This window comes from Sphaerotilus montanus (genome assembly GCF_013410775.1).
GTDB classification, from domain to species: Bacteria; Pseudomonadota; Gammaproteobacteria; order Burkholderiales; family Burkholderiaceae_C; genus Sphaerotilus; species Sphaerotilus montanus.
In genome coordinates this window covers 895,422-916,621 of sequence record NZ_JACCFH010000001.1, presented here as the reverse complement: position 1 = coordinate 916,621, position 21,200 = coordinate 895,422, and the positions used below count along the sequence as shown (strand labels likewise).

The 21,200-nt window shown below is 70.6% G+C and carries 20 protein-coding genes; 10 read left to right on the top strand and 10 right to left on the bottom strand.

Features of this window, described 5'->3' with window-relative positions:
• Positions 1–15 precede the first annotated feature (15 nt).
• Positions 16–912, top strand: coding sequence for a DMT family transporter (locus tag BDD16_RS04045; protein ID WP_179632764.1), 897 nt, complete (start codon positions 16–18; stop codon positions 910–912).
• Between the two features lie 115 nt (positions 913–1,027).
• A complete protein-coding gene (locus BDD16_RS04040) occupies positions 1,028–3,121 on the top strand; it encodes a putative bifunctional diguanylate cyclase/phosphodiesterase (RefSeq protein ID WP_179632763.1) in 2,094 nt (697 codons plus the stop codon).
• On the opposite strand, the gene BDD16_RS04035 is transcribed toward BDD16_RS04040, so the two are convergent.
• Positions 3,107–3,763 (bottom strand): RNA pyrophosphohydrolase, encoded by a 657-nt coding sequence (locus BDD16_RS04035; RefSeq protein WP_179632762.1) that lies wholly within the window; start codon positions 3,761–3,763, stop codon positions 3,107–3,109. The two genes, BDD16_RS04040 and BDD16_RS04035, sit on opposite strands and share 15 nt — an antisense overlap.
• Before the next feature lie 123 nt (positions 3,764–3,886).
• Between BDD16_RS04035 and BDD16_RS04030 the strand changes: the two genes are divergently transcribed.
• From BDD16_RS04030 to BDD16_RS04015, 4 genes are all read left to right on the top strand, one after another.
• Complete coding sequence (locus BDD16_RS04030; RefSeq protein WP_179632761.1) at positions 3,887–5,632, top strand: proline--tRNA ligase; 1,746 nt, start codon at positions 3,887–3,889, stop codon at positions 5,630–5,632.
• A complete protein-coding gene (locus BDD16_RS04025) occupies positions 5,629–6,276 on the top strand; it encodes a lytic transglycosylase domain-containing protein (RefSeq protein ID WP_179632760.1) in 648 nt (215 codons plus the stop codon). Before BDD16_RS04030 ends, BDD16_RS04025 begins: the two co-directional genes overlap by 4 nt.
• 26 nt (positions 6,277–6,302) lie before the next feature.
• Complete coding sequence (locus tag BDD16_RS04020) at positions 6,303–6,665, top strand: hypothetical protein (RefSeq protein WP_179632759.1); 363 nt, start codon at positions 6,303–6,305, stop codon at positions 6,663–6,665.
• A gap of 110 nt (positions 6,666–6,775) precedes the next feature.
• On the top strand, positions 6,776–7,471 hold the full coding sequence (locus BDD16_RS04015; protein WP_179632758.1) for a Bax inhibitor-1/YccA family protein: 696 nt from the start codon (positions 6,776–6,778) through the stop codon (positions 7,469–7,471).
• Between the two features lie 47 nt (positions 7,472–7,518).
• On the opposite strand, the gene BDD16_RS04010 is transcribed toward BDD16_RS04015, so the two are convergent.
• From BDD16_RS04010 to hemA, 6 genes are all read right to left on the bottom strand, one after another.
• Positions 7,519–8,103: a UbiX family flavin prenyltransferase gene (locus tag BDD16_RS04010; RefSeq protein WP_218897686.1), complete on the bottom strand. Its 585-nt coding sequence runs from the start codon at positions 8,101–8,103 to the stop codon at positions 7,519–7,521.
• Positions 8,104–8,113: 10 nt separating this feature from the next.
• Positions 8,114–8,437: a Grx4 family monothiol glutaredoxin gene (grxD, locus tag BDD16_RS04005; RefSeq protein WP_179632757.1), complete on the bottom strand. Its 324-nt coding sequence runs from the start codon at positions 8,435–8,437 to the stop codon at positions 8,114–8,116.
• Between the two features lie 136 nt (positions 8,438–8,573).
• The gene (locus tag BDD16_RS04000) at positions 8,574–9,074 is read right to left on the bottom strand and encodes a hypothetical protein (RefSeq protein ID WP_179632756.1); all 501 of its coding nucleotides are present in this window, start codon (positions 9,072–9,074) and stop codon (positions 8,574–8,576) included.
• A 151-nt stretch (positions 9,075–9,225) separates the two neighbouring features.
• Positions 9,226–10,047 (bottom strand): peptide chain release factor N(5)-glutamine methyltransferase, encoded by an 822-nt coding sequence (gene prmC, locus BDD16_RS03995; RefSeq protein ID WP_179632755.1) that lies wholly within the window; start codon positions 10,045–10,047, stop codon positions 9,226–9,228.
• Positions 10,044–11,126: a peptide chain release factor 1 gene (gene prfA, locus BDD16_RS03990; protein ID WP_179632754.1), complete on the bottom strand. Its 1,083-nt coding sequence runs from the start codon at positions 11,124–11,126 to the stop codon at positions 10,044–10,046. The genes prmC and prfA overlap by 4 nt, the downstream gene beginning before the upstream one ends.
• Entirely contained in the window at positions 11,123–12,406 is a 1,284-nt protein-coding gene (hemA, locus tag BDD16_RS03985) for a glutamyl-tRNA reductase (protein ID WP_179632753.1), read from the bottom strand. The genes prfA and hemA overlap by 4 nt, the downstream gene beginning before the upstream one ends.
• A gap of 82 nt (positions 12,407–12,488) precedes the next feature.
• Between hemA and BDD16_RS03980 the strand changes: the two genes are divergently transcribed.
• Positions 12,489–12,785: a hypothetical protein gene (locus BDD16_RS03980; RefSeq protein ID WP_179632752.1), complete on the top strand. Its 297-nt coding sequence runs from the start codon at positions 12,489–12,491 to the stop codon at positions 12,783–12,785.
• Here BDD16_RS03980 and BDD16_RS03975 read toward each other — a convergent pair.
• Both BDD16_RS03975 and BDD16_RS03970 read right to left on the bottom strand, forming a co-directional pair.
• Positions 12,774–13,727 carry a LysR family transcriptional regulator gene (locus BDD16_RS03975; RefSeq protein ID WP_179632751.1) on the bottom strand — a complete coding sequence of 318 codons (954 nt, stop codon included), beginning with the start codon at positions 13,725–13,727 and terminating at the stop codon, positions 12,774–12,776. The two genes, BDD16_RS03980 and BDD16_RS03975, sit on opposite strands and share 12 nt — an antisense overlap.
• A 9-nt stretch (positions 13,728–13,736) precedes the next feature.
• Positions 13,737–14,660: an MBL fold metallo-hydrolase gene (locus BDD16_RS03970; RefSeq protein ID WP_179632750.1), complete on the bottom strand. Its 924-nt coding sequence runs from the start codon at positions 14,658–14,660 to the stop codon at positions 13,737–13,739.
• Between the two features lie 71 nt (positions 14,661–14,731).
• On the opposite strand from BDD16_RS03970, the gene BDD16_RS03965 reads away from it, so the two are divergent.
• Entirely contained in the window at positions 14,732–15,340 is a 609-nt protein-coding gene (locus BDD16_RS03965; RefSeq protein ID WP_179632749.1) for a response regulator transcription factor, read from the top strand.
• On the opposite strand, the gene BDD16_RS03960 is transcribed toward BDD16_RS03965, so the two are convergent.
• On the bottom strand, positions 15,270–17,312 hold the full coding sequence (locus BDD16_RS03960; protein ID WP_179632748.1) for a sensor histidine kinase: 2,043 nt from the start codon (positions 17,310–17,312) through the stop codon (positions 15,270–15,272). The genes BDD16_RS03965 and BDD16_RS03960 overlap by 71 nt on opposite strands.
• Before the next feature lie 230 nt (positions 17,313–17,542).
• Between BDD16_RS03960 and BDD16_RS03955 the strand changes: the two genes are divergently transcribed.
• Positions 17,543–20,050: a hypothetical protein gene (locus BDD16_RS03955; protein ID WP_179632747.1), complete on the top strand. Its 2,508-nt coding sequence runs from the start codon at positions 17,543–17,545 to the stop codon at positions 20,048–20,050.
• A gap of 50 nt (positions 20,051–20,100) precedes the next feature.
• Positions 20,101–21,150: a hypothetical protein gene (locus BDD16_RS03950; RefSeq protein ID WP_179632746.1), complete on the top strand. Its 1,050-nt coding sequence runs from the start codon at positions 20,101–20,103 to the stop codon at positions 21,148–21,150.
• The last annotated feature ends 50 nt before the right edge of the window (positions 21,151–21,200 follow it).

The following is a 21,200-nucleotide window of genomic DNA, read 5'->3' as shown; positions in this document are numbered from 1 at the left end:
TTTTATTCTTCGACGATGACCACGACGGCTCCCGTGCGCCACGCACACCTCGACTCCACCGCCGTGCTCAGCTTGCTGCTGTGCTGTTTCCTGTGGGGCCTGAACCAGGTCTCGATCAAGGCCGCGATGCCGGAGGTGCCGGTGCTGGTGCAACTGGCGATCCGCAGCGTCGTGGCGTTCATGCTCCTGCTGGGCTGGATGCGCTGGCGCGGCATCCGCTGGTCGTTCACCGACGGGACCGGGTGGCCGGGGCTGCTGTGCGGGCTGCTGTTCGCGGTGGAGTTCGGCCTTGCCTTCGTCGGGCTGCAGTACACGACGGCCGCGCGCGGAGTCGTCTTCATCAACACCTCCCCCTTCATCGTCGCCCTCGTGCTCGCTGCCGCGCACCAGGGCGAGCGGCTGGCGCCAATGCAGTTCGGCGGGCTGCTGGTCGCGTTCGGCTCGATCGCGATGGCCTTCGGCGAGGGGGCCGTCGGTGGCTCGTGGAAGGGCGATCTGATGATCCTCGGCGCGGCGCTGCTGTGGGGACTGACCACGGTGACGATCCGGCTGTCGGCGCTGCGCAGCGCCTCCTCGGAGGTGACGCTGGCCTACCAGCTCGGGGTGGCGGCCGTGCTCTCGCCGATCGCGGCGGTCGTCAGCGGCTCGGCCTGGCCGGCGCACTGGAGCGGGCTGGCGCTGGGCGCGCTTTTCTACCAGGGTGTCGTGGTGACCTTCGCCAGCTACCTGCTCTGGTTCTGGCTCCTCACGCGCTACCCGGCGACCAAGGTGCAGGCCTTCGTGTTCCTCACCCCGGTGTTCGGCACGCTGTGTGCGGGCTGGCTGCTCGGCGAGGCGATCACGCCGGCGCTGGTGCTGGCGCTGGTGGGCGTGGGCATCGGTCTGGCCCTGCTGAACCGGCGCCGCGTGTGAAATTGACTCGGTCAGGAACAAAGCTGGTATCGGCAAGTACCTGAAGTGCGGAAAATGCGCGCCACGGTTTCTTCTGCAGTTCCACCCCCCTGATCGCTCCCCCGCGCCCTCTTGCATGCTGTCTCCAGAGACCCTCGTTTCCCCGGCGTCCGAACGCATCCACACCATTCTCGACAAGCTGCACTCGGGCTTGCTGGTGCAGGACCGCCACTGCGCGGTCGAGTTCGTCAACCAGGCGTTCTGCGATCTGTTCCGCTTGTCCCGGTCGCCGGAGTCGCTGCGCGGCCTGTCGGCGCAGCAGATGCTGCCGCTGCTGTGCGGGGCCTACGCCGACCCGCAAGCCGCCGCCGCGCGGCTGGTCGCCATCGTGCACGCCGACCAGCCGGTGCATGGCGAGGAGGTGGCGATGCAGGGGGGGGCGGTCATGGTGCGCGACTTCATCCCGATCCACGTGGCCGGAGAGGCGATGGGCCACATCTGGGTCCACCGCGACATCACGCAGCACCGCCAGGCCGAGGTGCAGATGCGGCTGGCGGCCCGGCTGTTCGACCGCACGGGCGAGAGCGTGGTGATCACCGACGCCGACCATGTCATCCAGGTCGTGAACGCCGCCTTCGAGCGGGACACGGGCTACACGAGCCGCGAGGTGGTCGGCCAGCGCACCCGGCTGCTGGCGTCCGGGCAGCATGGGGTGGCGTTCTACGAGGACATGCACCGCGCGCTGGACAGCCGGGGCTGGTGGCAGGGCGAGATCTGGAACCGCCACCGCGACGGCCAGATGCGCCTGGCCTTCCTGTCGATCAATGCCGTGCCGGACGAACAGGGGGCCGTGCAGCACTACATCGGTGTCTACAGCGATCCGGGCCGCTACGAGGCCTCGCAGCGCCGCATCGAATACCTCGCGACCCACGACGACCTGACCGGCCTGCCCAACCGTTTCCTGTTCAATGACCGGGTTCGCCAGGCCATCGGGCGCGCCAGCGAGCGCGGCGAGCAGCTGGCCGTGATGTTCATCGACCTCGACGAGTTCAAGCTCATCAACGACACGCTCGGCCACGCCGTGGGCGACGAGTTGCTGCAGCTGATCGCGCAGCGCCTGCGCGACTGCCTGCGCGGCTGCGACACGGTGGCGCGGCTGGGGGGCGACGAGTTCGCCGTGCTGATCGAGCACAGCAGCCTGGCCGAGGCCGAGGCGATGGCCCGCCGGGTGGTCGAGCTGCTCGGTGCGCCGATGGCCATGTCGGACCGGGTGCTCTACGTGGGGGCCAGTCTGGGGGTCGGCATGTTCCCGGCCAACGGGCGCGACAGCGCCACGCTGCTGCAGGTGGCCGACGTGGCGATGTACGCCGCCAAGGCCAAGGGCAAGCGCACCTACCACTTCTACACGAGCGAGCTGCAGCTGAAGATGGACCAGCAGCTGCAGCTGGAGATGGGCCTGCGCTGGGCCATCGAGCGCGACGAGCTGCGCCTGCTCTACCAGCCGCAGGTCCATCTGGTGACAGGCGAAGTGGTCGGTGTCGAGCCGCTGGTGCGCTGGCAGCGTCCGGGTGGCGCGTGGCTGATGCCGGCGGCCTTCATCCCGGTGGCCGAGCGCAATGGCCTGATCGACGGCATCGGCCTGTGGGTGGCGCGCGAGGCCTGCCGCCAGGTGGTGGCGTGGCAGGCGGCGGGCTACCAGGTGCCGCGCATGTCGATCAATGTCTCGGCCGCGCAGTTCCGGCATCCGGGACTGGCCGGCCTGATGGCACGGCTGCTGGCCGAACACGGGCTGGATCCGTCCCGCTTCGTCATCGAGCTGACCGAGAGCGCGCTGATGGCCGATCCGGAGAGTGCGCACCAGCAGCTGCGCCAGATCCGGCAGGCCGGCCTGCGGGTGTCGATCGACGATTTCGGCACCGGGCACTCGTCGCTGTCCTGCCTGCGGCGCTACCCGCTGGACGAGCTGAAGGTCGACCGCAGCTTCATCGCCGATCTCGAACATTCGACGCGGGATCTGGAAGTGCTTCGCTCGATCCTGACCCTGTCGCGGGCGCTGGAGCTCGACATCGTGGTCGAGGGGGTGGAAACGCGCGGGCAGCTGGCGCTGCTGCGCGAACTGGATTGCCAGGTGGCGCAGGGCTTCCTGTTCAGCCGGCCGGTGAGCGCGGAGGCCGCTGTCCGCTGGCTGCCGCGCGTGCCTGCCGGACTGGAACGCTCAGACGCTGCCTGAGAGCTTGGCGACCAGGTGCTCCGGCTCCTCCCGGACCAGCTCTGCGGCATCGACGCTGCGGGCTTCGTGGGTCTGGGGGATCTCTTCGAACCCGTCCTCGCTGCCTGCACACTCGTCACGCCGTGCTCGCATGCCGCTGCGCAGGAAACGGTTGACGTGGCCGCTGGGTCTCGGTGGCAGGAAGCGCGCGAGTTCCGTGAGCGCCATCTGGTAGACGTCGCGCTTGAACTCGATCACCACGTCCAGCGGCACCCAGTAATCGTGCCAGCGCCAGGCGTCGAACTCCGGGTGCGTGGAGGCGCGCAGGTTCATGTCGCTGTCGCGGCCGGTGAGCTGCAGCAGGAACCAGATCTGCTTCTGCCCGCGGTAATGCCCCCGCGCGTCGCGGCGGATGAAATGCTCCGGTACCTCGTACCGCAGCCAGTCACGTGTGCGCGCGAGAATGCGCACATGTTCAGGAAACAACCCCACCTCTTCGTGGAGCTCTCGGAACATCGCCTGCTCTGGCGATTCACCATACTTGATGCCACCTTGCGGGAACTGCCAGGAGTGGGTGCGGATGCGTTTGCCCCAGAACACCTGGTTCCGCTGGTTGAGCAGGACGATGCCGACGTTGGGCCGGAAGCCTTCACGGTCAAGCATAATCAGACCCCAATTTTCACGTTGGATTCATTATTGCACTGGGCTTGGTGATCGCAACCCCGCGTATCACCCGACAAGAACAGTGATATCTCCCCAGTCTGTCCAGAGCCTGCTGCCCGCCCCATGAAAGCCTCCCAGTTCTTCATCGCCACCCAGAAAGAAGCCCCCGCCGACGCCGAGGTGGTCAGCCACCAGCTCATGATGCGCGCCGGCATGATCAAGCGCCTCGGTGCGGGCATCTACAACTACATGCCCATGGGCTTGCGCGTGATCCGCAAGGTCGAGGCCATCATCCGCGAGGAGATGGGCCGCGCGGGCGCCGTGGAGATGCTGATGCCGGTGGTGCAGCCGGCCGAGCTGTGGCAGGAGACGGGCCGCTTCGACAAGATGGGCCCGGAGCTGATGCGCGTGAAGGACCGGCACGGCCGCGACTTCATCATCCAGCCGACCAGCGAGGAAGTCGTCACCGACGTGGCGCGCCAGGAGCTGCGCAGCTACAAGCAGCTGCCGAAAAACTTCTACCACATCCAGACCAAGTTCCGCGACGAGCGCCGGCCGCGCTTCGGCATCATGCGCGGGCGCGAGTTCACGATGAAGGACGCGTACTCCTTCGACCGCAACCCGGCCGCGGCGGCGAAGAGCTACGAGACGATGTTCGCCGCCTACAAGCGCATCTTCGACCGCTTCGGCCTGCAGTACCGCGCCGTGGCCGCCGACACCGGCGCGATCGGCGGTGACCTGTCGCACGAGTTCCAGGTCATCGCCGACACCGGTGAAGACGCGATCGTCTACTGCCCGACCAGCGACTACGCGGCCAACATCGAGCTGGCCGAAGCCGTGGCGCTGTCGAGCGAACGTGGTGCGGCGACACAGGCCCTGACCAAGACTGCGACGCCGGGCAAGAGCACTTGCGCCGACGTGGCCGTGCTGCTGGACCTGCCGCTGGCGCAGACCGTCAAGTCGCTGGTCATGGCCACGGACGAGGTCAACGACAAGGGTGACATCGTCGGCTCCACCGTGTGGCTGCTGCTGCTGCGCGGCGACCACGACATGAACGAGGTCAAGGTCGGCAAGGTCGAGGGGCTCAAGGGCGGCTTCCGCTTCGCCACGCTCGGCGAGATCGAGGACCACTTTGGTTGCAAGCCCGGCTACCTCGGCCCGATCGGCCTGAAGAAGCCGGTCAAGGTCATCGCCGACCGCACGGTGGCGAACATGGCGGACTTCGTCTGCGGCGCCAACGAGCCCGACTTCCACCTGACCGGCGTGAACTGGGGCCGCGACCTGCCCGAGCCGGACCTCGTTGCCGACATCCGCAACGTCGTCGCGGGCGATCCGTCGCCGGACGGGCAGGGCGTGCTGGCGATCCAGCGCGGCATCGAGGTCGGCCATGTGTTCTACCTCGGCACCAAGTACTCCAAGGCCATGAACGCGACCTTCCTCGACGAGACCGGCAAGCCAGCGCACTTCGAGATGGGCTGCTACGGCATCGGCGTGACGCGCATCCTGGGCGCGGCGATCGAGCAGGCGCACGACGCCCGCGGCATCGTCTGGCCGGACGCGATCGCGCCGTTCACGGTGGCGATCTGCCCGATCGGCTACGACCGCTCGGCCGACGTGAAGGCCGCCGCCGACGCGCTGCACGACGAACTGCAGGCTGCCGGCATCGACGTGATGCTCGACGACCGCGGCGAGCGCCCGGGCGCGATGTTCGCGGACTGGGAGCTGATCGGCGTGCCGCACCGCGTGGTGCTGTCCGACCGCGGGCTCAAGGAAGGCCAGCTCGAATACCAGGGCCGCCGCGACGCCGCCGCGACCAAGGTGCCGACGGGTGAGGTCGCGGCCTTCGTCAAGGCCCGCCTGCAGGCATGACACCGACCCGCCGGACGCTGCTGGCCTGGGCGGGCAGCGTCGGCCTGGCGGGCTGGACACCGCCGGCGCAGGCCGGCGGTCAGGCCGAGGAGCCCCTGGCTGATTCGGTGCGCACGGCGCTGGCATCGGCCGTGGCGGGGGAGGGTGCGCCGCCGCGGCTCGAATTTGCGTCGATGGACGCCCGGCTGGTCCACCTGCGCTGGCTGGGCGCGATGAGCCAGCGGCTGGCCAGGCGCAAGCCGGAGTTCAGCGTCCGGCGCGAATTCCTCGAAACCGTCTGGTACGAAAGCCGCCGTGCCGGGCTCGACACTGCGCTGGTGCTCGGGCTGATCGAGGTGGAAAGCGGGTTCCGCAAGTACGCCATCTCCAGCGTCGGCGCGCGCAGCTACATGCAGGTGATGCCCTTCTGGGCGCGTCTGATCGGTGACGGCGACGCCAGCCGGCTGTTCCACATGCAGACCAATCTGCGCTTCGGCTGCGTGATCCTGCGCCACTACCTCGACCGCGAGAAGGGCGACCTGTTCATGGCGCTCGGGCGCTACAACGGCAGCCGTGGCCAGTCGCCGTATCCGACCATGGTGATGGCGGCGCGGCGGCGCTGGGAGCACACCGACCCCCCGCTGGCCACCGCCTCTGCACGGTGAGGGGCACTCCGCTACACTCGGCCACCATGTCCCGCCGACTGCTGTTCACCCTGTTCGCTGCGCTGCTGCTGCTCTGTGCCGGCTTGTCCGGCGCGGCGCGGGCGGCGGTGATGGCGGTGCATCTGGTGGAGCGTGTCGCCGTCGCCGACAGTCCCTGCTGTGCGCCTTTGCCCTCTCTGCCCTCCGGCGAGCGGGTGCCGAACGATCCTCTGCCCATGGCGGAACCCGGTGGCGCGGTCGAACTGGCCGATGTGCCGCTGCTGCCCGGCAGCGTGCCCGCTCTCCCGCTGTACCTTGGCGAGCACCTGCCGCCACGCCCGGTGCTGCATGCTGGCCATCCTGCGCCCTGTCTCGACGGGTTGCTGCGTCCGCCATCCCGGCGCGTCTGACACCTCCTGCGTGCCCGCTGCCGGGCCGGTGTCCTCGCCTTCTGCCGGTTCTCTTTGTCGCATGCCCCGTTCCCGGGCGCGACCCTGTCGTTTTTCAAGGAATCTCTGCCATGTCTGATCTGTTCCATACCCACGGCTTCGGTGCTGTGGCCATGCCCAGTGTTGCCGAGCGCAACCGTGTCCTGCGCAACACCTACTGGCTGCTCGCGCTGTCGATGATCCCCACCGTGCTGGGCGCCTGGATCGGCGTCAGCACCGGCCTGACCCGCCTGATGTCGCCGATGGTCGGCCTCGTCGTGTTCATGGCCGGCGCGTTCGGCTTCATGTTCGCGATCGAGAAGACCAAGAACTCGGCCGCCGGCGTGCCGGTGCTGCTGGCCTTCACTTTCTTCATGGGGCTGATGCTGTCGCGCCTGGTCGGCAGCGTGCTGGGTCTGGCCAACGGTGCCAGCCTGATCATGATGGCCTTCGCCGGCACGGGCACGATCTTCCTCGGCATGGCCACGCTGTCCTCGGTCATCAAGCGCGACCTCGGCTCGATGGGCAAGTTCCTGTTCATCGGGATGATCATGCTGCTGGTGGCCGGCATCGCCAACGTCTTCCTGCAGTCCAGCGCGCTGATGATCACGCTGTCGGTGCTGGCGATCGGCATCTTCTCGGCCTTCATCCTGTACGACCTGAAGCGCGTGCAGGACGGCGAAGAGACCAACTACATCACCGCCACGCTGAGCGTCTACCTGAGCATCTACAACGTGTTCCAGTCGCTGCTGTCGCTGCTGGGCATCTTCGGCGGCCGCGACGACTGAGCCCTGCCACCGGCCGCTCCGGGTTCAGGCCTGGAGCGGCGTCTGCGTCAAAGCCCGTTCCAGGTCTTGGGACGGGCTTTTTCCATTCCGCTGAGCTGCAGCACCCGCTCGACCGTCTCGTCGACCAGCTCGGCGATGGTCTGGGGCCGGTGGTAGAAGGCCGGCAGCGGGGGGAAGACGATGCCGCCCATTTCGGTCACGGCCGTCATGTTGCGCAGGTGGGCGAGGTTGAATGGCGTCTCCCGCACCAGCAGGATCAGGCGGCGCCGCTCCTTGAGCGTCACGTCGGCGGCGCGGGTGAGGAGGTTGTCGCCGAAGCCATGCGCGATGGCGGCCAGCGTCTTCATCGTGCAGGGCGCCACCACCATCGCGGCGGTGTCGAAGCTGCCGCTGGCGATGCAGGCGCCGATCTCGCCGGGGGCGTGGGCGCGGGTGGCCAGCGCTTCGAGCTGGCGGCGGTCGAGGCCGCATTCATGGTGGACATTGAGCACGCCGGACGGCGTCACCACCAGATGGGTCTCGACGCCGAGATCGCGCGCACGCTCCAGCAGCCGCACGCCATACGCCGCGCCCGAGGCGCCGGTGATGCCGACGACGAGGCGTTGAGGCGCCTCAGGCACAGGGGCGGTCAAGGGCAAGCGCTCAGGCCGCTGGCTTGACCGACTGCACCAGTTCCTGCAGCTCGCCCGCTTCGTACATCTCCATCATGATGTCCGAGCCACCGACGAACTGGCCGCCGATGTAGAGCTGCGGGATGGTGGGCCAGTTGGCGTATTCCTTGATGCCCTGGCGGATTTCCGGGTCTTCCAGCACGTTGACCGTGGTGAGGGGGCCGACGCCGCAGGCCTTGAGGATCTGGATCGCCCGGCCGGAGAAGCCGCACTGCGGGAACTGGGCCGTGCCCTTCATGAACAGGACGACGGGGTTGCCCTTGACGAGTTGGTCGATGCGTTGCTGTGTGGACATGGTGCAGAAGGGGGAGAAGGGGGATCGGTTGGTGGAATGCAGGAACAACCCCGATTTATACGGCAAAGCGCGTGCCCGGGCCGCGGTCAGGGCACTTGCCGCTGCCCGACGCCCCTGAAATCGCCCGCAGGTGGCCTCAGAACGCGTACGACACGCCCAGCTGCAGCACCGGCGTCAGGCGCAGCTCGCGGATCAGCTCGCCGACGCCGGCCGGGCTTTCCAGCGCACGCCCCAGCGTCAGATCGCTGCCACGGGCCTGCACGCCGATGTCGGCCGACAGCCCCCAGCCTCCCCAGCGGTTGGCGCTGACGCCGCCGGTGCTGTAACCGAGGCCGACGTAGGGCGTGGCCCGCTGTCGGGTGGTTCCGAGCCGGACATCGCTGCTGCCGGTCACGCCGGCCTGCAGGCCCCCGGTGGCCCGCAGGCCCAGGCTGGGTGCGAAGTAGTAGTCGCCGACCAGTTGCCAGCGCAGGGGGCTGGCGAAACTCCGGACCGCGCCGGCGGGCAGGCGCAGGCCGGGTTGTTGCACCAGGAGGTCCTCGACGCTGGCCGGTGCCGCGGCCGAGGCGGTGCCTGCAGCGGCCAGGCTGCAGAGCGTCAGCAGGGCAAGAGACAGGATGCGTGCGGTTCGGTCCATGGAGTCCTCCAGTCGGCGCGTGGCGTGGGCAATCGCCGCCGAAATCCATGCTACGCCCGCCACCCTGTGCGTGCTTGCGACCTTGGGACAGGTCCTCCGGCCGAGTGCCCGCGAGCGCGGGATGGCGGGAGGATTTGTGCTTTTCAGTGGCTCACGGGGTGGGCCGCATGGCGCCGGTACAACGCCAGTGGCCGGCGAGGTCGTCGCGCCGGTCCGTGGCGCGCCAGCCGGCCTGGGTGAGCAGCGCGGCCACGGCCGGACCCTGGTCGTGGCCATGCTCCAGCAGCAGCCAGCCGTCGGGCTGCAGGTGGGCGGGCGCCTCGGCGATGAGCTGCCGGATCGCGTCCAGCCCGTCGGCGCCCGAGGTCAGCGCCAGCGTCGGTTCGTGGCGCAGCGCGGGCAGGTGCGTGTCGCCCTCGGCGATGTAGGGCGGGTTGCTGACGACGAGGTCGAAGCGTTCACCGGCGACCGGCGCGAACCACGCGCCCAGCCGCCAGCGCACCGGCAGCCCGAGCCGCTCGCCATTCGCCTGCGCGACCGCCAGTGCGGCAGGACTGAGATCGACCGCGCTGACCACGGCGTCCGGCTGCCGGTGCCGGATCGCCAGCGCGATGGCGCCGCTGCCCGTGCCCAGATCGACCACCGCCGCACCGGGCGGGCGTGTCGCGAGCAGCGCCAGCGCCCAGTCCACCAGCGTCTCGGTGTCCGGCCGCGGGTCGAGCACGTCAGGCGTGACGTGCAGCAGCAGACCGTGGAACTCGTGCTGCCCGGTCAGGTACGCCACGGGCACGCCGTCGGCGCGGCGGGCGAGCCAGTCCTGCCAGCGGGCCTGCTGCGTGGCGTCGAGTGGCGCGTCGTCGTGGGTGAGCAGCCAGGTGCGCGAGCGGCCGAGCAGTGCACCGAGCAGCACGTTCGCATCGCTGCGCGGCAGGCCGTGCGTGCGGGCGAGTGCCAGCGCCTCGGCGACGGTCATCCTTGCGCTTCCATCTCGGCCAGCAGCTCCGCGGCGCGGGCGGCCTTGAGCGCGGCGATCACATCGTCCAGCTCGCCCTCCATCACCGCGCCGAGCTTGTAGAGCGTCAGGTTGATGCGGTGGTCGGTCAGGCGGCCCTGCGGGAAGTTGTAGGTGCGGATGCGGTCGCTGCGGTCGCCGGAGCCGATCAGGCCCTTGCGGGTCGCGGCATCCCGGGCCTGGCGTTCCAGCCGGTCCTTGTCGCGCAGGCGGGCGCCGAGCACGGCCAGCGCCTTCGCCTTGTTGCGGTGCTGGCTGCGGTCGTCCTGGCACTCGGCGACGAGGCCGGTCGGGATGTGCGTTACGCGCACCGCCGAGTCGGTCTTGTTGATGTGCTGCCCGCCGGCGCCGCTGGCGCGGTAGGTGTCGATGCGCAGATCGGCCGGGTTGAGCGTGACCTCCTCGGCCTCGTCCGGCTCGGGCAGCACCGCCACCGTGCAGGCGCTGGTGTGGATGCGTCCCTGCGTCTCGGTGGCGGGCACGCGCTGCACGCGGTGGCCACCGGACTCGAACTTCAGGGCCTCGTAGACTGCCTCGCCCTCGATGCGCACGACGACTTCCTTGTAGCCGCCGAGGTCCGAGTCGCTGGCCGACATGATCTCGGTCTTCCAGCCCTGTCGCTCGGCGTGGCGCAGGTACATGCGCAGCAGGTCGCCCGCGAACAGCGCGGATTCGTCGCCGCCGGTGCCCGCGCGGATTTCCAGGAAGGCGTTGCGGTCGTCGTCGGCATCGCGGGGCAGCAGGGCGGTCTGCAGTGCGGCGTCGATGGTGGCGATGTCGCTCTCGGCGGCGGCGATCTCGTCGCTCGCCATGTCAGCCATCTCCGGGTCGTCGAGCATCTGCCGTGCTTCAGCCAGATCCCGCTCGCGCTGCTGCAGCCGTGTCCAGCGCTCGGTCAGCCCGGAGACGCGGGCGTGTTCGCGGTTCAGTGCGCGCAGGCGGCTGATGTCGGAGACGACCTGCGGATCGGCCAGCGCGGCGTCGATTTCGGAGAGGCGGACGAGCTGGCGGTCGAGTTGCAGGCGCAGGAACGGGGTCATCGGGGGGCGTTGTCGCCGCGCAGGAAGAGCCGCGTCACCGCCTCGATCATCCGCGCGCGCTGCTGGGGGTCGGCGTTGTGCAGCTCGGCCAGGGCGCCGTGCAGCATCTTCTGGGTCAGGCTGCGCGCCAGGGCTTCGAGCGCGTCGTCGGTGGAGGCGCCCTTGGCGATGAGCTTGCGGGCGCGCGCCACTTCGATCTGGCGCCAGTGTTCGGCCTGGGCGTTGACGGCCTGGATCAGCGGCACGGTGGCGCGCTGGTCGAGCCAGTGGACGAAGTTCTGCACGCCGGATTCGATGATCGCCTCGGCCTGCGCGACGGCCGCCTGGCGCTTTTCACCGGCGGTCTGCACCACGGCGGACAGGTCGTCGACGGTGTAGAGGTAGACGTCGTCGAGCTGCGCCACTTCGGGCTCGATGTCGCGCGGCACGGCCAGATCGACCATGAACATCGGGCGGCGGCGGCGGGCCTTCAGCGCACGCTCGACGGCACCCAGCCCGATCAGCGGCAGCGAACTGGCGGTGCAGGAGATGACGGCGTCGAACTCGTGCAGCCGCGCCGGCAGGTCGGAGAGGCGCATCACCTCGGCGCCGAACTGGCTGGCCAGCTTCTCGCCGCGCTCCAGCGTGCGGTTGGCGATGGTGATGTGCTTCGGGGCCTTGGCGGCGAAGTGGGTCGCGGCGAGTTCGATCATCTCGCCCGCGCCGACGAAGAGGATGCGGATCTTGCTCAGGTCCTCGAACAGCTGCCCGGCGAGCCGGACGGCGGCGGCGGCCATGCTGATCGAGTGCGCGCCGATCTCGGTCGAAGTGCGCACTTCCTTGGCGACCGAGAAGGAGCGCTGGAAGAGCTGGTGCAGTGTGGTGCCCAGGGTGCCGGCGGTGTCGGCCTCGCGCACCGCCTGCTTCATCTGGCCGAGGATCTGCGCCTCGCCGAGCACCATCGAGTCCAGCCCGGAGGCGACCCGGAAGGCATGGCGCGCGGCCTCCTGGCGCTCCAGCACATGGGTGTGGCGCACCAGCTCGTCGGCGCTGACGTTGCCGTGGGCGGCCAGCCATTCGAGCGTGGGGCGCACCAGCGCGCGGCTGTCGCCGGGGCCGGCGGCGATGTAGAGTTCGGTGCGGTTGCACGTGGACAGCAGCGCCGCTTCGGGCGCGGCCTTGTGCAGTCCTTGTCGCAGACCATGCAAGGCGGCCGGAATCTGCTCCAGCGTGAACGCAAAACGACCGCGCAGGTCGACCGGCGCGGTGTGGTGGTTCAAGCTAAGGGCAAAAACGCTCATGGTGCGATTGTAAGATTCCGCGCTGGCCAGTGCTTGTCTTGGCGCTCCCGCATTCGCCCCGGAATGGGCGTGGATTGAAACCATGGGTCCGCTCGACGCGATCTGGCATCTGTTCAACTTCCTGCTCACGCCGATCGGCCTGGGGCTGATCGCGGCGTCGCTGTGCAAGCTGGCATGGTGGCGCCCGTTGCGGGCCGTGCGCTGGCGCCGACTGGCGTTGTCGGCGGCCGGTGCCGCAGTCTTGATCCAGATCATCTTCCTCGTGTGGCTCGGACGCGACGGACGCATGCTCACCTATGGCGCCCAGGTCGTGGGCACCGCGCTGGCGCTGTGGTGGACGGCGTTCGGGCCGCGTCGCCGAGGTGCTTCAGCCGGGTGAGGGGGCCCCGCTGCAGCGCGGGTGGACCTGCCAGGGGTCGCGGTCCTTGCCGCCGAAGGTGCGCAGCAGGAAGTCCCAGAACACCTGCGTGCGCACCGGCACGTGCTTGCGCGTGGGCATCGTCAGCCACAGCCCGAAGCTCATCGCGTGCCAGCCGGGCAGCACGCGCTCCAGCGCGCCCTCCTGCAAGGCGTCCTCCACCACCAGCGACATCAGCCCGGTGATGCCCAGTCCGGCCAGCGCCGAGGCGTAGAGCGTGTCCGTGTGGGCCGTCGTCAGCAGCGGCTGGTGCGGCGGGCTCACGCGGACGGCCGCACGGCCATCCTCGTGCACGAAGGTGACGTCGCGTTGCACCATGGACGTCGGCGGCAGCAGCAGATGGTGCTGCTCCAGCGCCTGGGGGGTGTCGGGGCGGCCGGTGCGGTCGAGGTAGCCTGGGGCGGCACACAGGATGACCTCGCTGCGCGCGAGCCGGCGCGCGATGAAGTCGCCGTCTGGCGCATCGCGCAGCGCCATCACGGTGATGTCGTGGCGGTCGTCCGGGCCGCTGAACTCGATGGTGGACGTCAGCGACAGCGTGACACGGGGGTACTCGGCGTGGAAGGCGGGGAGGTGCTTGGCGAGCTGGTGCACCGCGAAGGCCGAGGGCACCATCACCCGCAGGTGGCCCTGCGGCGACTCCGAGACCGATTGCACCTGCGACTCGGACTCGTCGATGTCGGCCAGGATGTGGCGCACCCGCTCCAGGTAGCGCTCGCCGACGCTGCTCAGCGCCAGGCTGCGGGTGGTGCGCTGGATGAGGCGCGCACCGAGGTGTTCTTCGAGTTCGGCAATCAGCCGGGTGACGACCGCGGGGGCCAGGTCGAGGGCACGGGCGGCGCCCGCGAAACTGCCCTCGTCGATGACGCGGGCGAAGACCCGCATCGCGCGCAATTGATCCATGCAAACTCCCTAGACATCGTGGACCACCTGCTCCTGGATCCGCAGCGCGCCGACGGCGACCAGTTCGGCCAGCAAGGTCTGGCAACTGGCGCGCGGCGGTTCACGGAATCCGGCCCTTCCCAGGGTGCCGACCACCAGTGGTGTGCCTTCGGCCCAGGTCAGCAGGTCTTCGAGAGCTTGTTGGCGCTCTTCCATCACGTGGTATTTCAACAGAACCTTGGCCGCGTGTCGGGCATGCAGGGGCGGATTGGCAACAAATTTCGACAGGCGTTGACGGGCCCGCCGCAGGGCCGGGCCGACATCGGTGAAGGCCGGGCCGTGTCCGGGGATGACGGTGCGCGCGTCGAGTCGCTCGATCAGGTCAAGCACTTCGGCCACCTGGTCGAAGGCGTCGATGCCGTCCAGCTCCGGAAACACCACGCCGAAGCCGTTGTTCCAGAGCGCATCGGCCGAGACCAGCACACCCGCCTGCGCGTCGAACAGCATCAGCGAATCCGGGTCGTGGCCCGGCGCCGCCAGCACGTCCCACGCCCGTTGACCGGCGCGCAGCACGTCGCCCGGATGCAGCACGCCGTCATGCCGAAAGCGGTCGCAGCGCTGTCCGGTGGTGCGGTAGGTCAAGGCGTCCAGGTCCCAGCGGGTGACGGCGTCCGCCTGTCCGGGGGCGATCCAGACCGCGGCCCCATGGGCGGCCTGCAGCGCCGCATTGCCGCCGCAGTGGTCCGAATGCAGATGGGTGTTGACGATGCGCGCCAGCGGCTCGTCGCCCAGCGCCTGCGCCACCAGCGCCACGGTCTGCGCGGCGTGGACGCTATGCCCGGTGTCGACGACGGTGGCGCCTTCGCCCGGCGCACCGTGCAGGAGCAGGTTGTTGGCGGAGAGCCAGCCGCGCTCCAGCAGGGTGAGGCCGTCGAGGTGCTGATCGAGGGGCATGCTTGCGTTTCGTCAAGGGATCCGGAGGGCCGATTCTCACAATGAACGCAAGAACAAGGGGGAACGACAAGATGAAGACCTTGCTGCTGGTCGATGACCAGGTGCTGTTTCGCGAGAGTCTGGCGCTGCTGCTGCGCCAGCGCCTGCCGCAGGTGCGGGTGCTCGAAGCCGGCTCGCTGCACGTGGCGCTGCGGCGCTGCGTGGAGGAGGCGGCGATCGACCTCGTCGTGCTGGATCTGGAACTGCGCGACAGCCGTGGCCTGATGACGCTGGAGCGCCTGCGCGCGGCGCGGCCGGGGTTGGCGGTGGTGGTGGTGTCGGGCACGCTCGACGAGTCGATGGCCGGCGAGGTCCGCCAGCGCGGGGCGCTGGGCTTCCTGCCCAAGTCGAGCCGGGCCGATGCGCTGGTGGACACGCTGCAGCGCACCTTGCTCGGACGCGAGCCCGCCACGCGCCACGAGGAGCGGATCGACCCCTTGTCCGAGCGCCAGCAGGAAGTGCTCGGTCTGCTGGTGGCGGGCAAGTCCAACAAGCTGATCTGCCGCGAGCTGGACGTCTCCGAGGCGACGGTCAAGACGCACCTGCAGGCGATCTTCCGCAAGCTCGACGTCAACAGCCGCACCCAGGCGGTGGTGGCGGCGGTGCGGCTGGGGCTGCACACGCCGGCGCCGGGTCGCTGAGGCCGGGCTGGCGCGGCACGACCAGGCTGAAACGGCTGCCGCGCCCCGGCACCGAACGCAGCGTCAGCGTCGCGCCGAGCAGGTCCGCGCCGCGCCGCGCAATGGCCAGGCCCAGTCCTGCGCCGTGTTCCCGCGCGGGGCCGGTCGGGCGGCCGAGCCGGACGAAGGGGTCGAACAGGCGCTGCTGTCCGGGGCGGTCGATGCCCGGTCCGGTGTCGTGCACGACGATGCGCACCGCGGCCGCGCCACAGGGCCGCACGCCGACCAGCACCCCGCCGCGGTCGGTGTAGCGCACCGCGTTGCCGACCAGGTTGCGCAGGATCTGCGCCAGCAGCACCGGGTCGCTGTCCACCACGGCCGCCGTGGGGTGCAGGATCAGCCGCAGGCCCTTGTCGCGTGCCAGCGCGTCGCTCAGGCCGACGACGTCCTGCAGCAGCGGCTGCAGCGCCACCGCCTGCCGGCGCACCACCAACCCGCCGTCGTCCAGCCGCGACAGGTCGAGCAGACCGGCGAGCAGGCGGTTCATGGCCGCGCAGGCGCTGTCCAGCCGCTGCGACAGCGCCTGCAGGGTGGGGTGGTCGGGGCGGTCGGCGCTGTGCACGCGGTCGTGCAGCAGCTGCAGCAGCAGCGTGAGCGTGGCCATCGGCTGGCGCAGGTCGTGGCTGGCGGCGGCGAGGAAACGCGAGCGCGCCTGCAATGCCTGGTCGAGGGCCCGGGTGCGTTCGGCCACGCGGGTCTCCAGCGCGGTGTTGAGCTGGTCCACCTCGTCCATGCCGCGCATCAGGCGCCGTAACTGCGCCACCGAGAACGCCAGCACCAGCACGGGCACCGCCAGCGGCAGCGCGTAGTGGTGCGTGATCGCCAGCTGGCCGGTCTGGTAGGCGTAGTCGTGCACGGCCGCCGCCAGCACCAGCCCCCAGCCGGCGAGCTGGGCCTGGAGCGTGCGCCGCGACGGATGGCGCAGGGCGTGCCGCAGCAGCAGCCACAGCGCCGGCAGGCAGGCCAGCAGCAGCAGCGGATAGGCCCAGCGCCGCACCAGCGGCATCGTGCCGGTCAGCACGGCGACGGGGCCGCAGACCAGCAGCACGCCGAGCACCAGCGCCAGCATGCCGGCATAGCCGCGGGGCCGGTGCTGCGTGCGGGCCATCGCGAACAGGCCGAGCAGGCCGGCGCTGGCGACCTGCGCCAGATAGAAGAGCAGGTCGGTCCAGGCCCCGGGGAGCGGGCTGTCCGGGCTGTAGTAGCTCAGGTTGCGCAGGCAGGCCAGCAGCGCCACCGCGCCGAAACTGCCCAGCAGCGTCTCGTGCCGCCGGTACACCCACAGCACCAGCATGAACAGCGCGATGCCCGCGCCCGCCGCGTTGAGCATCCGCGGCAGGTCGACGTACCAGCGCAGGAACTGGTGGTGGCGCGGCAGCAGCGCCTCCATCGGGCCGACTTCGAGCGGCGACAGGCCTGCCCGCTCGCCGGTCTGCACGGTGATGTCGAGCGTGTTCTCGCCCGGGTGCAGGGTGTCGCCCGGCAGCGCCAGCAGCATCGGCACGGGGCGGCGCACGCTGTCGGGCAGCAGGCCGAGCGTGTCCGCGACCAGGCGGCCGTTCAAGCGCACGGTGTGGCGGTTCGAGAGCCGCTCGGCGCGCAGGGCCCAGACCGTGTCGCTTCCCGGTGCCGCTGCGAGGGTGAAGCGCAGGGTGTAGCGGCCGGGTTGTCCCACGGCTTGGCCGCGCTGTGCCCAGGTGTCCGGCAGGGGCAGGTCCGGGTGGCGCTGTCCGGTGCTGTCGGTGAAGGCGGCCCGCCGGAGTTCGAGCACCGCCGCCGTGGCGCTCGGCTGCGCAGGCGAGGGCATGGGCAGCAGGCCGAACACCACCGGCAGTGCCAGCAGCAGCACCGCGAACGCCACCGCCAGCCGGACGAGCCGCGCCCGGTGCAGCGCGGGTCGGGCGTCAGCAGTCGTTGCGCCGGGGGTGCTCATGCAGACCATCCTAGGCCCGGGGCGGGTGGCCTGGTGACCCCCCGGCGGGTGAACGTGCAGCCGGGCTGATCTGGCGCAGAGGCCGGTTGCGGCCGCGTGCGGGATCAGCCATTTGGTGGACGCCGCCGCCGAGGGGGCTGCGTAACGTTCGCTGGCGATGCCTTGAAAGACGCTGCTGTTCGGCGGCGTTCGAGGCCCGATTGCCCGAATTGTTCCCAAGGGGGTTTCCCATGCACACGACGAACACGACCGTCCGGACCACCAAGCACCACCCGGCCCGCCGGACCTGGCTGCCCTTGACCCTGCTGGCCGCGGCCACGCTGGCCGCGTGCGGCGGCGGGGGCGGCGACGAAGGTGGCACGGGCGGCACCCCGACCACCACCAAGGCCCTCATCTCGCTCCACGGCGTCGCCTCGAAGGGGCGGATGGCCGGCGCCCGCGTGACGGCGCACCCGGTGCGCAGCGACGGCAGTGTCGACCTGTCGACCGTGCTGGCCAGCACCGAGTCCGACGCGAGCGGCGCCTACCAGCTGCGCTTCGAGGGCACGCCGGACCAGCCGCACGTGATCCGCGTCGCGGCCAAGGACGACGGTTCGACCACCCACCTCGACGAGGTTGCGGGCACGGCTCGGCCGCTGCCCGCCGGGTTCGTGATGCGGGCGCTCTACACGCCCCGCCAGTCGGGCGAGGTGGCGGCCACCGCCAGCCTGACGCCCTTCAGCGAGATGGCCGTCTCGGCGGCCGAGCGTTCCAGCGGCGGGGTGACGGCGGCCAATGCGGCCCAGGCCACCGCGGCCGTCACGCAACTGCTCGGCTTCGATCCGGCCCAGACCACGCCGCGCACCGTGGCCACCGCCACCAGCGCCGACGAGCAGACGCTGGCGATCCTGCTGACCGCCGTGTCCGGGCTCGCCCACGACGGCGCGCTGGGCTGCACGACCGGCAGCGATGGCGAACGCACGCAATGTGTCGTCGACACGCTGGCCCGCGCGGCGTCGCCGTCGACGATCCACCTCGGCGTGACCGCGGGCGGTACCACGACCGATGTTTCCGCGGCGTTGAAGGCCGGGGTGGCGAAGGTGCTGGCCGACGCCGCCCTGCGCGGCCCGGTCAGCAGCGTGACGCTGACCCCGGTGGTGACCAACCTGGGCTGCAGCGAGGCGGCCTGCACCGTCGCGCCGGCCGCGGGTACGCCGGGCGACGCGGTGGCCAGCGCGATCGCCTCGGCCAAGACGCTCTTCGGCCAGATCAAGAGCGACTGGCTGGCGCTGTTCAGCCGGGGCGGTGCCAGCTCGCTGGCCGCGGGTGCGGTCAATGTCGAGGCCTACAAGATCCGCACGGCGATGCAGGGCATCGAGGTGCCGGTGGAGACCATGGGCAAGGATCTTGGCGCACTGCTGATGGGCATCGACCTCTACAGCGACTACAAGGCCGGGCGCACGCCCACGGCCACGCGGTCGCACGGGCCGGTGCCGTCCAACGACGGTCTGGCCGACTACAGCGCTTCTGAATCGGCTGGGTGCACCGTCTACCAGGGCGCCACCGGCTCCACCACGGCCACCAGCGCCGCCGAGGCGGGCTCGGTGGGCTGCTCGGCGCGTTACTACCTGACCCGCACGACCACTCGGCTGGCCGACGGCTCCAACCAGACCGTCGATCTCCAGTGGCGGCATGGCTTCACGCTCGTGCCGCAGGCCGACGGCCGCTACACCTATGCCGCGCGGCCCCGCAAGCGCACGACCACCACCACCTGTCCCGCCACCGGCGTCTGCACCACGACCACCACCGACGACATGCTCCAGACCGAGCCGTCCGAGGGCACGCTGGTGCCGACCTTCGACGCGGCCGGCCGGATCTCGGCCTTCACCGTCGAGGGCCGCCTGCCGGGCGCCTTCCGCGCCGACGGCAACACGCTGGCCAACCACCACCTCACCTGGTCGATGTCGGGCACGACCGCCTCGGCGCCGGACGGTCTGACCGCCACCAGCACCAGCCGCACCACCCGCATCACCGGGTCGATGCTGGCGTATTCCGACGCGACGACGCAGGCCGGCACCCTGACGCTGCGCAGCGGCCAGATCGGCGAGTCGGATGCGATGCTGACCGGCTCGACCGAGACGGCGCTGACGCTGGCCGATCTCGACCTGGCCTGGACCACGCCGGGCGCGGAATTCGAAGGCGCCTTCAAGGCCGACGGCATGAGTTTCGACAAGTCGCGCACCGACTACATCCCGACCCGGGTGCAGCTGAGCGGCTCGCTGCGCAGCCGTTCGGGTGGCGTGGCGACGGACGTGATGGCCGTCTCGGCCACGGTGACGGCGACCGGCTATGCCGCCTACGACAGCACGCAGCACAGCAGCGCGGCCAACCACTACACCGACCAGCTCACGGCCGTGGGCACGGTGTCGGCGCCGGGTCGCCCGGTGCTGGAGTTCAGCCTGGGCGCCAGCAAGCCGACCTACCTGAGCGAGACCGACACGATGACCTTCCAGTACCGCTCGCTGGTGGCGGGTACGCCCCGCACCGTACTGTCCGGCAGCGCCACCCGCGGCACCGACGGCGTGACCCGCTTCAGCCTCAACGAAGCCGCGAGCAAGGTGTCGATGCAATGGCGCAGCGGCCTGAGCGCGGCGACGGTGCAGTTCGACGGCAGCACCGCCATCGGCACCCTCGACTCGAACAACCGGATGCTGACGTTCAGCGACGGCACGTTCCTGTCGCTGGACCTCGGCCTGTGAAGCGGCGCCGGGTCTGCGCGCTCCGGCGGCTCGCTGGCCTGGTGTCCGGCATGGCGACTGGCCTGGTGGTGACCGGCGCGTCGGCTGCGGACTGGACGCTCACCGTGCAGACCGACCGCCACCTCGACGCGCTGGCGCTCGGCCACCTCGGCGACGACGCGGCCTGGTCCCGGCTGCGCCCGCGGCCGGGGCGCAACCTTGGCTACTTCTTCGACGAGGTGCGCCTGACGCGCCAGACCGAGGGCGGGCACTGGAGCCTGCTGGCCCGCCAGCGCGCGGTGGCGGTGGTCAGCGAAGGGGCGCTCGATCTGGCACGCAGCGTGGACGCTGGCGGCGATCCGGCGGGCGACCGGCGCTGGTCGGTGGCGCTGGACTACCTCGGGTTCTCCGGGGTGGGCGTCGAGTTCGGGCGCGGGCTGGACCTGGGTGGCGGCTGGCGGGGGGATGCCGCCTGCCAGGGACTGCAACTGCAGCGGCTGAGCGCGCGCCAGGCCCACGGCGAGGCGGCCTACCAGGCGGCGACGGCGTCCTACAGCGCCGCATTGACCTCCCGCGAGGCCGACAGCCGCCTGACCTTCCCCTACCAGGCGGCGGTGGCCGGGCACGGGCTGGGTCTGCTCTGCCGGGCCGGGGTGCAGTGGCAGGGCGGGCCGTGGACGGTGGCGGTCGAGGGGCGCGATGCCGGGGTGCTGATGTGGGACGGGCTGCCGCAGCAGGACGCGGTGCTGTCGACCGACCAGCAGCGGGTCGGCGCCGACGGGTTCGTGACCTACCAGCCGCTGGTGCAGGGCCGCAACACGCAGTCGCCGGGCCGCCGCACGCTGGCACCGATCTCGACCTGGTCGGTGGGCTGGAGCGGCTCCTCGCTGGGGCGGTTTCGTGCCGATGTGGTGTGGCTGCCGGGCTGGGGCGCGCTGCCGGGGGCGAGTTGGGAGCGTGGGTTCGGCGACTGGCAGCTCGGCCTGGGCTGGCGCGTGCACGAGCGCCGCGCCGAGGCCAGCGTGGCCCGCGGTGGCTGGCGGCTGGCGCTGTCCAGCGACGGGCGCGGGCAGACGCGCTCCACCGGATGGCGGCTCGACTGGCGCGTGGCCTCGCCTTGAGCCCTGACCCCGAACGTTCATTCCCTGTTGTTGAATTGAAGGATCTGACC